The organism is Qipengyuania nanhaisediminis, from assembly GCF_045862805.1.
Classification (GTDB): Bacteria; Pseudomonadota; Alphaproteobacteria; order Sphingomonadales; family Sphingomonadaceae; genus Erythrobacter; species Erythrobacter nanhaisediminis_A.
This window is the reverse complement of record NZ_AP025760.1, coordinates 516,024-526,878: the sequence shown is the minus strand read 5'-3', so window position 1 is coordinate 526,878 and position 10,855 is coordinate 516,024. Positions and strand designations below refer to the sequence as shown.

Annotated in this window: 11 protein-coding genes; 4 read left to right on the top strand and 7 right to left on the bottom strand. The window is 66.3% G+C overall.

The window, feature by feature from the left end; all coding sequences use genetic code 11:
• Nucleotides 1-65: 65 nt before the first annotated feature.
• Nucleotides 66-1,442, top strand: a complete 1,377-nt coding sequence (locus ACKTSM_RS02610) for a carbohydrate porin (protein WP_407875587.1) — start codon at nucleotides 66-68, stop codon at nucleotides 1,440-1,442.
• Between the two features lie 7 nt (nucleotides 1,443-1,449).
• Here the strand turns inward: ACKTSM_RS02610 and ACKTSM_RS02605 are convergent, their stop codons facing one another.
• Both ACKTSM_RS02605 and ACKTSM_RS02600 read right to left on the bottom strand, forming a co-directional pair.
• A complete protein-coding gene (locus ACKTSM_RS02605; RefSeq protein ID WP_407875586.1) occupies nucleotides 1,450-1,782 on the bottom strand; it encodes a TraR/DksA family transcriptional regulator in 333 nt (110 codons plus the stop codon).
• The gene (locus tag ACKTSM_RS02600) at nucleotides 1,779-2,465 is read right to left on the bottom strand and encodes a uracil-DNA glycosylase (RefSeq protein WP_407876402.1); all 687 of its coding nucleotides are present in this window, start codon (nucleotides 2,463-2,465) and stop codon (nucleotides 1,779-1,781) included. The genes ACKTSM_RS02605 and ACKTSM_RS02600 overlap by 4 nt, the downstream gene beginning before the upstream one ends.
• 86 nt (nucleotides 2,466-2,551) lie before the next feature.
• On the opposite strand from ACKTSM_RS02600, the gene ACKTSM_RS02595 reads away from it, so the two are divergent.
• The 3 genes from ACKTSM_RS02595 to ACKTSM_RS02585 are packed head-to-tail and all read left to right on the top strand — an operon-like array spanning nucleotide 2,552 to nucleotide 4,452.
• A complete protein-coding gene (locus tag ACKTSM_RS02595) occupies nucleotides 2,552-3,187 on the top strand; it encodes a ribonuclease D (protein WP_407875585.1) in 636 nt (211 codons plus the stop codon).
• A 42-nt stretch (nucleotides 3,188-3,229) separates the two neighbouring features.
• Nucleotides 3,230-3,895, top strand: a complete 666-nt coding sequence (locus ACKTSM_RS02590; protein ID WP_407875584.1) for an LPS export ABC transporter periplasmic protein LptC — start codon at nucleotides 3,230-3,232, stop codon at nucleotides 3,893-3,895.
• Nucleotides 3,895-4,452 (top strand): LptA/OstA family protein, encoded by a 558-nt coding sequence (locus ACKTSM_RS02585; RefSeq protein WP_407875583.1) that lies wholly within the window; start codon nucleotides 3,895-3,897, stop codon nucleotides 4,450-4,452. The genes ACKTSM_RS02590 and ACKTSM_RS02585 overlap by 1 nt, the downstream gene beginning before the upstream one ends.
• A 206-nt stretch (nucleotides 4,453-4,658) precedes the next feature.
• Here the strand turns inward: ACKTSM_RS02585 and ACKTSM_RS02580 are convergent, their stop codons facing one another.
• The 5 genes from ACKTSM_RS02580 to ACKTSM_RS02560 form a co-directional block, all read right to left on the bottom strand.
• Nucleotides 4,659-6,062 (bottom strand): sugar transferase, encoded by a 1,404-nt coding sequence (locus ACKTSM_RS02580; protein WP_407875582.1) that lies wholly within the window; start codon nucleotides 6,060-6,062, stop codon nucleotides 4,659-4,661.
• A gap of 125 nt (nucleotides 6,063-6,187) precedes the next feature.
• On the bottom strand, nucleotides 6,188-7,252 hold the full coding sequence (locus ACKTSM_RS02575; protein WP_407875581.1) for a DNA polymerase III subunit delta: 1,065 nt from the start codon (nucleotides 7,250-7,252) through the stop codon (nucleotides 6,188-6,190).
• The gene (gene lptE, locus ACKTSM_RS02570; protein WP_407876401.1) at nucleotides 7,249-7,767 is read right to left on the bottom strand and encodes an LPS assembly lipoprotein LptE; all 519 of its coding nucleotides are present in this window, start codon (nucleotides 7,765-7,767) and stop codon (nucleotides 7,249-7,251) included. Before lptE ends, ACKTSM_RS02575 begins: the two co-directional genes overlap by 4 nt.
• A 5-nt stretch (nucleotides 7,768-7,772) precedes the next feature.
• Nucleotides 7,773-10,283, bottom strand: a complete 2,511-nt coding sequence (leuS, locus tag ACKTSM_RS02565; RefSeq protein WP_407875580.1) for a leucine--tRNA ligase — start codon at nucleotides 10,281-10,283, stop codon at nucleotides 7,773-7,775.
• A 47-nt stretch (nucleotides 10,284-10,330) separates the two neighbouring features.
• A complete protein-coding gene (locus ACKTSM_RS02560) occupies nucleotides 10,331-10,783 on the bottom strand; it encodes a DUF3576 domain-containing protein (RefSeq protein WP_407875579.1) in 453 nt (150 codons plus the stop codon).
• Nucleotides 10,784-10,855 lie beyond the last annotated feature (72 nt).

Here is a 10,855-nt window from a genome sequence, read left to right as displayed (position 1 = left end):
TGGTTCACCCAAGCGGGCACCGGGCGCACGGATGATCCAGCGCTCCGTTTGAAGGGATCGACAACTTGGCATTCGCTACATTCAACCGCGCAAGGCGTTTCGGCCTTGCGACCTCGGCACTGGCTCTCTCATGCGCGGCCCTTTCCCCGGCCCATGCCGAGACAGGTTTGGCCGAGACCGGACTGGCCGAGGCAGGCAGCCTGCTCGATGCCGAAACCTTCGCGCTCGCCGCCAGCAGCACGGCAACGCCGCTGCCCGCCGGTGAAGGTCCTGCGCCAATGCCCGCCCAGGACGGGGCCGAGGCTGCGCCTCAAGCCGCGCCCCAGGCGCCCCCGCCCCCGCCGCCGCCCGAAAAGGTCCGGCTGCGCGTGGTCGCATCGCAATTCCTAGAGACTCCCGTTGCAGGCGATGCGCCCAGCGACCTTAACTATTCGGGCCGGATTGACGGCTATCTCGAGGTCGGCGGGCATTTTTACGGCGGGTCGGACAACATCACGATCCGCATCCGCCCCGAGCTCAGCTGGGGCGACAGCATGAACGGCCAGATCGGCCTGATCCCGGCCAACACCGCGCTCTACCGGCCCGAAGGCAAGGGCGATTTCGACCTCTCGGCGAGCGTCGAATACAAGTGGGATTCGGGCGCCACGCTCGAGGTTGGCAAGATGAACGTCCTCGACACCTCCGGCCAGCTGCCGATCGTTGCGAGCGACGGGCATTATGGCTTCATGAATCTCGGTCTCGCTCTGCCGCCGACTGCGGTGGTGCCCAACACCCTGACAGGCGCGATGCTGACCGTGCCGAGCGGCAAGTGGATTTACCGCGCCTGGGTCTTCGACCCCGACAGCCAGTATCAGCGCACCGGCTTCGAGACCGCGTTCGAAAGCGGGGTCGGCTTCATGGCCGCCGCTGCGCGCCGCACCAGCGTCAACCGGATGCCGGGCGTGCTCAATGTCGCTTTGGTCGGCTCGACCCGCGAACGCTTTGCCGCCGATATCCTGCCGCGCGCGCTGACCCCTCCGCCGGGCGGCAGCTTCGGCGATGAAAGCGGCGAGCTCGCTCTGCAATTGTCCTATTACCAGTATATCAAGCTCTATCCCGAAGCGCGCGGCAAGGGCTGGGGCGTGCTCGCGCGCTTCCAGGCCTCAATGGGCGATCCCACCTTCCTCGATTATTCGGGTTATTTCGGGGTTTCGGGCAATCCGCGTTTCCGTCCCAATGACCGGTTTGGCCTCGCTTATTTCCAGTATTCGCTGACCGACGAACTGGCCGACGACATCGCCTTCCGTCTCGGGATCGAGGACGAAAGCGGGGTCGAGGCGTTCTATACCTACCAGTTCGCCGAAGGCTTTGGCCTCACAGCCAATGTCCAGGTGGTCGACAGCGCCATCGCCTTCCGCGACACCGGCGTCACCCTGGGCGCGCGCCTGACGACTTCGTTCTGAAGCGCCGCTAGCCGCCCGAAGCGCAGCGCACGCAGGTCGCAACGCTCGGATCGTGTTCGAGGCGTGCCGGTGCGATTTCCTCGCCGCAGGACAGGCACCAGCCCCATTCGCCCTCGTCGAGCCTTTCGAGCGCCGCGACAATTCGCGCGGCCTCGGCCTGGCGGCGGCGCTCGCTGGCCTGCGCCATGGCCTGCTGCTGCATCGCGTCCATCCGGCTCAGTCGCCCGACGCTGTCCTGCTGCAAGGTGACCGTGTCGCGGCTGTCGGCATTGGCGCGCGCCTCCTCGGCCAGTTCGGCCTGCCGCTTGTGCAGGGCCGCGCGGGCGGCATCCTCGTTCATTGCGACCAGTCCACCGGCTCGCGCCCGTTCGCCTCGAGAAAGGCATTGGCCTGGCTGAAAGGGCGCGAGCCGAAAAAGCCGCGATAGGCCGAAAGCGGGCTCGGATGAGCTGAAGTCAGCACCAGGTGATCAGCCGAGCGCCCGATCGCTGGGACCCGGCTGGCCTTCTTGCGCGCATGGCTGCCCCACAGGACGAACACGGTCGGCTCGCCTGATCCGGCCACCGCCGCAAGCGCGGCATCGGTGATCGCGTCCCAGCCGCGCCCGGCATGGCTGCCCGGCTTTCCGTCCTCGACCGTCAGCGTGTTGTTGAGCAGCAGCACGCCCTGTCGTGCCCAGCCGGTCAGGTCGCCGTTCTCGCGGCGCGGCACGCCGCAATCGCTTTCAAGCTCCTTGAAGATATTGACCAAGGATGGCGGCAGCCGCACCCCCTCGGCGACCGAGAAGGCAAGGCCGTGCGCCTGGCCGGCCCCGTGATAAGGATCCTGGCCGAGGATCACCACGCGCACCTGATCGAGAGGGGTCGCGGCAAGCGCTGCCAGCCGGGTTCCGCGCGGCGGGTAGATCGCCTTGCCCGCCGCCTCTTCCTCGCGCAGCCAGCCGCCGAGCCGGCGCGCCTGCTCGCTCGCAAGCGCGGGGGCCAGCGCCTCGCGCCAGCTTTCGGGGATCGCCTCGTCCGTCATGTCGTCGCGCAAGAGGCTAGCGGTGGCCTGCACGATGCGCGAGACGCCTCTTTCACAATATCCCCATTGCGCGTAATGGCGGGGCGATGACGATACATTTCCACGAAGAAGACCTGCCCGACGGCGTGCTCGAAGGCACGGCGCCGCTCGCAGTCGATACCGAGACCATGGGCCTTGTCACGCATCGCGACCGGCTGTGCGTGCTCCAGATCAGCGATGGCTCGGGTGATGAACACCTCGTGCGCTTTTCGCCGGGCAGCACCTACGAAGCGCCCAATCTCACCCGGCTGCTCGCCGATGAAAGCCGGTTGAAGCTCTATCACTTCGCCCGCTTCGATCTCGCCGCGATCCAGTATTATCTCGGTGTGATGGCCGCGCCGGTCTTCTGCACCAAGATCGCCAGCAAGCTGGTGCGCACCTATACCGACCGCCACGGGCTCAAGAACCTGACCGATGAACTGCTCGGCGAAAGCATGTCGAAGCAGCAGCAGAGCTCGGACTGGGGCGCGGAGGACATCAACGAGGCGCAGCGCGAATATGCCGCTTCGGACGTGCGCTATTTGCACCGGCTCAAGGACGCGCTCGAAGTGCGGCTGGAACGCGAAGGGCGCAGCGAAATCGCGCAGGCCTGTTTCGATTTCCTTCCCGCGCGCGCATTGCTCGACATTGCCGGCTGGGAAGGCCGCGACATCTTCAGCCATAATGAGGGGTTCTACGCCTAGCGGGTGCGTTCAGCGCCTCGCGGGCAAAGCCAAGACCGGGCCATGGTAACCAAACGCCGCATCGAGACCGACGAAGCGCAGGAACTGCGATCGAAGCGCCAGCATTTCGCAGCGCCCGGCGGGAGCCATGACAAGCTCGTGGGTTTCCTGGCTCGGGCATTGCCGATGGGTGTTGGCGTGGTCGCGGCTCTGATGGTGATCACGCCGCTGAGCCCGCGCGGCGAGATCAGCTTCCTGCTCGACCGCAACGAGGTGGCGGTGATCGACGAGCGGCTCTCGGTCGACAACGCGATGTATCGCGGGCGCGACGATCTCGGCCGCCCGTTCTCGATCACCGCGGGCGAGGCGGTCCAGCGATCGAGCGTCGAAGGCAAGGTGCGCATGCGCGAATTAATGGCTCAATTGCTGCTCGAAAACGGCCCTGCGCGGCTTTCGGCGCCGGGCGGGGTCTATGACATCAACGAAGATCTCGTCAGCGTGGTCGGCGAATTGCGCGTGCGCACCGCCGATGGTTATACGATGAGCGCGAGCGGGGTCAGCTTCGACCTCGACAAGCGCACCATGCGCGGCACAGGAGGGGTCAAGGGTGCCATTCCCGCAGGCACGTTCTCGGCCCGCTCGATGCGCGCCGATATAGAGAAACGAACGCTCGCACTCGAAGGCGATGCGCGGCTGCGCATGATCCCCGGCAAATTGAGGATGCCCTGATGACCAGATACGGCAGACAAGATCTCACCCGCATCGCGCTCGCCTGGGCGCTTGGCGGATTTGCGCTGACCGCTTTCATAAGCGGATCGATGCGCGCCGACGCGCAGGCGATCGCCTCGCACGATACCCGCGCGCCGGTCTCGTTCGATGCGGGCAATATCGCGCTCGACGACCGTGCCAACAGGGTCGTGCTGACCGGCGGGGTGACGGTCAGCCAGGCGGGGCTCACCGTGCGCTCGAACCGGATGCTGGCTGCCTATTCGGATGACGGCACGCTCGATGTCGAGCGGATCACCGCCAATGGCGGCGTGGTGGTAACCCGCGGCAACGAACGCGCCAGCGGCGATGTCGCTGTCTATGATTTCAACCGCCGCGTGATCACCATGGCTGGCAATGTCGCTCTGAGCCGCGGCGGCGACCGGCTCACCGGCGGCAGGCTGGTGATCGACCTTGCAAGCGGGCTCTCTACCGTCGACGGGCGCGCCAGCGGCGGCGCTCCCGGTCGCGAAGGCAGCGATGGCCGCGTGCGCGGCACCTTCAGCGTTTCCGGGAATTGAGATACGCGCAAATTCGCGCTGGGTGACAGCCACTGGCGCAAAGACCAGGGTTCAAAAGGTGTTCTTGCCTGTGCGCGCTCTTCAGGGCGCACTCCTCGGTGCTGTCTCGTCGTTTTGCTCCGCTCCGCTCCTCTCCGGGCACCTAGGCTTCGTGCGCTCTCGGCGCTTTAAGCGAGGACAATCGCCCGGATGGGCGAATCGCAAGGCTAGAACGCGTTGTCGTGGCGCAGCACCGCGATGGTTCGCAGCACGATCGCGAGATCGCGCCTCAGGGACCAGCCCGAAATGTATTCGAGGTCCGATTGCAGCCGGTCGGTAAGGTCCTTTTCTCGCTCGGTCGCGCCGCGATGGCCGCGCACCTGGGCGAGGCCCGTCAGCCCCGGCTTGAGGCAATGGCGCGCCCAGTACTTGGCGTCGACTTCCCAGAAATACTTGTTGTTCGCGCGGCTGCCGAGCGCGTGCGGGCGCGGACCGACGATCGACATGTCGCCGCGCAGCACGTTGATAAGCTGCGGCAGCTCGTCGAGGCTGGTCCTGCGGATGAAGGCTCCGATCTTCGTCACCCGGTCATCCTCGCGCCCGGTCGACCGTTCGCCATCGGCATCGTTCTTGCCGATCGCCATCGAACGGAACTTGAGCATGTTGAAGAACTTGTTGCCCTTGCCCAGCCGCCGCTGGACGAACAGGACCGGTCCGCCATCCTCGAGCTTGATGCGCAGCGCGACGAAAATCATCACCGGTGCCAGCACCAGCAGCGCCCCGGCCGCGAGCGCGGTATCGAAGACGCGCTTGAATATCCGTTCGCGCAGGCCCAGAGGCCCGGTCGAGATCACCAGCGTGGTGCGTTCCAGATCGTCGTAGCGATGCACCCCGAGCGCGCCCAGGCTGTGGGCCGGTTCGCTGACGATCTCGCCATGGACCCCGGCCGACTTGAGCAGGAAGGCCCAGGCCTCGCGCCTCTCGGTCGGGGTCGAGACCACCACCCTGTCCTGGTTCATCAGGAGCTTGCCGAGCCGGTCGCGCATGAAGGGATCGTGGCTGGCAGGGTCGAGCCCCCATTCCCCCGCCCGGATCACGAGCGCTGCATCCAGGTCGAAATCGGGGCCGCCATCATGGATCACCAGCTGGTTCTGCGTGCGTCCGCCCCAGAACCGGTTGATCGCGATCGGGACCAGCCTGCGGATGGCCACCAGAAGCATGGCCGACAGGATCAGGGCCAGCGTGACCGAGACGCGGCTGAACTGCGCGTTCGACTTGGTGTAGAATGCGACGAAGTTGATCAGGGCCGCCGACACCACCAGCGCGGTCAGCGCCTGCCGCGCGGCAAATACCCAGTTGCCCAGCGCCTTGGCGCCATAGGTGAGATTGTAGAGCGCAATGGTGAAATACAGCGGCAACATTGTCTGCACCGCGAGCATGTTGCGCGCATCCAGCCAGAGGTCCTCGTAAATCAGCCCGGCCAGCGCAAAGGCAAGGTGCAGCGCCACCGCGTCGAGCAGCAGAAGCAGCGCGAGCGCGCGCAGGCGGCGGCGTTCGAGCGAGGGCGCGATCCGCGCCTCGATGCGCCCCTCCTTGCCGCTCTCCACAAGCTTGCCGGTGACCTTGTTCATATTATTTGCGCTTTTCCTAACGAGTTAACGCTGCGCATTAGCGGCAACTAGGGGTTTCCCCTACACCATAATCGCGCTCTTGTGCGAATGCGAAATCGCGGGAACTCGTCGCCTGTCTTAAAATGCTACCCTCTCGCGGCAAATCTGGCGATCTCGGCCAGGTCGTGCGCGAGCAGCATTTCGGCTGCCTGGCTGTTGGCGAGCAAGGCGCGGTGGAGCGCGACGAGGCGGGGGATCAGCCGATCGAGCTTGGTCACCTTGCTGCCGCGCGCGACCGGTCGCTGCCACAGGCCAAGCTGCTGGCGGATATCGCGCTCTTCCTTCCAGAAAATGCCAAGCTGCGCCTTCTCGCCCTTGCCCAGCCGGTCAAAATCGCCGCGCGTGCCGAGCTTTGCGTGGATCTTGGCAAGCTGCGCCGCGCGCCTTTCGAACGCGAGCAGCAGGCCAACCGGGTTGAGCCCAAGCTCCTTCATGCGTTTCAATTCGCCCGGCAGCTTGCCCAGCTCGCCCGACAGCACGGCATTGACCACGGGGCCGAACCCGTCCTCCTCGGTGCCTGCCCCGATTGCGGCGTGCTCTTCGGGCGAGGCGGTCTTGGGCGATTGCGGCGAGGCGTCCATGTAAAGCGCCAGCTTGTCGACCTCCGACTGGGCCAGCCGCACGTCGAGCCCGCTCGCGCGCGCGATTCTTTCGGCAAGGTCGCCGCCGAGCCTGAGGCCGGCTGCATCGGCCATCGCGCGCACCGAGGCGGCCACGCTCATCATGTCGGGCGGGTAGAACATCGCCACCAGCGCATCGCGACGCTTTTCGAGCAATTTGGCAGTGCGCGACTTGTCGGTGGCAGAGGTCGCCACCACGATCACCGGGGCGGCATCGCCCGCGCCTGCCTCTCCGGTCTCGATCAGGGCCTTGAGAGCGTCATGCGCTTCCTCGCCGCTGGCGCGGACATAGATGTGGCGCTTGTCTCCGAACAAGGAGCCCGAGCGCGCTTCGTCCCCGAGGCGCGCAGGGTCGCGCTTGATCTCGGCACCGGCAAGCTCGACCCGTTCGCCCGGATCCTCGAATCCTGCGATCACGCGCTCGGCGGCGGCCGATGCACCGGCCTCGTCGGGACCGCAGAAAAAGAAGATGGTGGCCGAGCGCGCGGCAGCAGGAAGGCCGCGGGCGAACTCGGTGTGCTTGGCCTTCACTCGCCCGTGGCGCCCGCGCGCTCGCGCAGGGTCAGAGAGACGCGGCGGACCATGCGATCGGCCACGTCCTTGGCGAGGTTTTCGAGCGCGGTCTGTTCGGCCGCGATGGTGGCGTATTCGGAGGAGACAACGTCGATCCCCGCATCCGATCCCGCGGTCGCATCGAGCAGGATTTCGCCGCTGGCCAGATCGATGAGCTGGAAGCGGGCGCGCAGGATGCGGCGCTCACGGCTGATCGTATCATCGTTGAGAACGCCCAGCGCCTCCAGCGAATCGTCGAGCCTGACATCGAGCCGGTAGGCCGGACTGGCGCTTGCCCCGCCCGGCGCGGCGACGGAAAGCCGCTCTTCGAGCGCGTTGCGCACCAGCCAGCCATCACGTCCCGGGATGGCGGGAACGGTAACGGCTGCGAGCCCCTGCGCGACCGGCGAGGAGGAACCGCCGGCATAGATCGGCTGTAGCCCGCAACCGCTCGCGGGCAGCGCCAGTGCCAGCGCGATCAAGGCGGCACGCATGCCCATCAGGTAACGATGTTCACCAGCCGGTCGGGCACCACGATCACCTTTCGCACTTCAGCCCCGTCGAGCGAACGCTGGACCTTCTCGCTCGCCAGCGCAAGCGCCTCGAGGTCCTCCTTGGGCGCCCCCTTGGGCGCGGTGATCGTGTCGCGCAGCTTGCCCCTGTGCTGGATCGCGATGGTCACCTCGTCCTCGACCAGCAGCGCCGGATCGACTTCGGGCCATTGCGCTTCGGCGACCAGGCCCTCTTCGCCGATCTCCGCCCAGCCTTCTTCGGCAAGGTGCGGCATCATCGGCGAGACCATCTTGACGAGCGCGCGGATCGCCGCCGACTTGTCGGCGCTGGCAGGCGCTTTCTCGGTCGCCCCGGTCAGTTCGTAGAGCCTTGCGACCGCCTTGTTGAAGCTGAGCGCCTCGATGTCCTCGGCGACCGCCGCGATGGTCTGGTGGGTCTTGCGAGCGAGCGGCTTGTCCTCGCCGCCCGCGTCCCTGTCGTATGCGCCGAACAGCCGCCACAGCCGCTGGACGAAACGCCAGCAGCCCTCGATGCCGGCCTCGGACCACGGCAGGTCGCGCTCGGGCGGGCTGTCGGAGAGCATGAACCAGCGCACCGCGTCCGCGCCATATTCGTCAATGATGCGGTCGGGGTCGACGACGTTCTTCTTCGACTTCGACATCTTGACCACGCGGCCTGCCGTCACCGGCGCGCCGTCTTCGATCCGCACCCAGTCAGCGCCGTCCTTGCGCACCTCGTCGGGGCTGAGCCAGCTGCCATCGCCTGCCGCATAGGTCTCGTGCGTCACCATGCCTTGGGTAAACAGGTGGGCAAACGGCTCGGTCACCTCGAGCTTGCCGATGCGCGCCAGGGCGCGGGTCCAGAAACGGGCATAGAGCAGGTGCAGGATCGCGTGCTCGATGCCGCCGATATAGTGCTCGACAGGCAACCACTTGGCGATCTCCGCCGCATCGAACGGCTTGTCTGCCGGTTGCGAGGCAAAGCGAAGAAAATACCACGAGGAATTGGTGAAGGTGTCGAGCGTGTCGGTTTCGCGCCGCGCCGCGCTGCCGCATTCGGGGCAGTCGACGTGCTTCCAGGTCGGGTGGCGTTCGAGCGGATTGCCCGGCTTTTCGAAATCGACGTCCTCGGGAAGCGTGACCGGCAACTGGTCCTTTGGCACCGGGACGATGCCGCAAGTCTCGCAATGGATGAAGGGGATCGGCGTCCCCCAGTAACGCTGGCGCGACACGCCCCAGTCGCGCAGCCGCCAGACCGTGGTGCCCTTGCCCCACCCCTCGTCCTCGGCGCGGGCGATGACATCGGCCTTCGCTTCTTCGACCGGCTTGCCGTCGAGGAAATCCGAATTGACGATCACCCCGTCGCCCGGCTCGGCCTCATCGCTGAGAGGCGCATCGGCATCGGCGACATCGGCGGCGACCACGCGGCGGATCGGGAGGTCGTATTTGGTGGCGAATTCGAAGTCGCGCTGGTCATGTCCGGGCACGCCCATCACCGCGCCGGTGCCGTAATCCATCAGCACGAAATTGGCGATGAAGACCGGCATCGCATCGCCGGTAAAGGGATGCCGCGCGGTGACCGGGGTAAGGTAGCCCTTCTTCTCGGCGGTCTCGAGCTCGGCCGCGGTGGTGCCGCCGCGCTTGCATTCCTCGATGAAAGCGGCCGCTGCGGCATCATCCTCGGCCACGCGCTGGGCGAGCGGGTGATCGGCCGCGACCGCACAGAAGCTCGCGCCGAAAATCGTGTCGGGGCGCGTGGTATAGACCGGCAGGCGGGTCCGGTCGGACAGGTCGAAGGCGAATTCGAGGCCCTGCGACTTGCCGATCCAGTTTTCCTGCATGACCCGGACCTTTTCGGGCCAGTCGTCGAGATCGCCCAGCCCTTCGAGCAGCTCGTCGGCGAAGTCGGTGATCTTGAGGAACCACTGGTCGAGCTTGCGCTTCTCGACCTCGGCGCCCGAGCGCCAGCCCTTGCCGTCGATCACCTGCTCGTTGGCGAGCACGGTCATATCGACCGGGTCCCAATTGACCTCGCTCTGCCGGCGATAGACGAGGCCGGCGGCATACATGTCGAGGAAAAGCGCCTGTTCGTGGCCGTAATATTCGGGGTCGCAGGTCGCGAATTCGCGGGTCCAGTCCAGCGCGAAGCCGATCCGTTTCAGCTGCGCCTTCATCGCCTCGATATTCGCCCGGGTCCAGTCGCCGGGATGGACCTTCTTTTCCATTGCCGCGTTTTCCGCCGGCATCCCGAACGCGTCCCACCCCATCGGGTGAAGCACTTCGTGGCCGCGCATCGTCTTGTAGCGCGCGAGCACGTCGCCCATCGTGTAGTTGCGAACGTGCCCCATATGGATGCGCCCCGAGGGATAGGGGAACATCTCGAGCACGTAGCTCTTGGGCTTCTCGCTGTTCGAATCGGCGGTGAAGGTGCCCGCCTCATCCCATGCGCGCTGCCAGCGCCCGTCGGCCTTGGACGGATCGAATCGTGTCTCGGTCATGGATCGCTCGCTAACGCGCCCTCACGCGAGCGCAAGAGGGGACTGGCTCAGCCCGCGACCGCCTTGCGCCTGAGATCGCGCGCCTTGGTGAGGATGATGTCCTCGAGCTTCTGCACGGTCGCGGCCTGGACCGGCGCCTCGACCCAGGTGCCGCCCTGCGCGACCTGGCGGCTCGCCGAGACACGCAGCGCATCGGCGCGCAGGTCCTGGTCGAGGATCGTCACGGTCACCTTGACCCGCTCGTTCGGGTTCGAGGGATTGGCATACCAGTCGGTCACGATCACTCCGCCGGCGCTGTCGACCGACGCGGTCGGCGCGAAGCTGAGCGTTTCGAGCGCGGCGCGCCAGAGATAGGCGTTGACCCCGATCGTGTTGACCTGCGCGGCCTGGAGCTGGGTGGTGGGCCGGTCATTGCCCCCGCATGCGGCGAGAAGGCCGATGGCCGCGATCGAAGCGGCGAAGCGGGCGGAATGCGAAATGGTCTTGGTGGCGCGTGTCACGGCGAATGGGTGTCCTCGTCTGGTGTCGCTTGGCTCTATACCGGCAGGGCGCTGCGCGGCAAGGCCATTGGC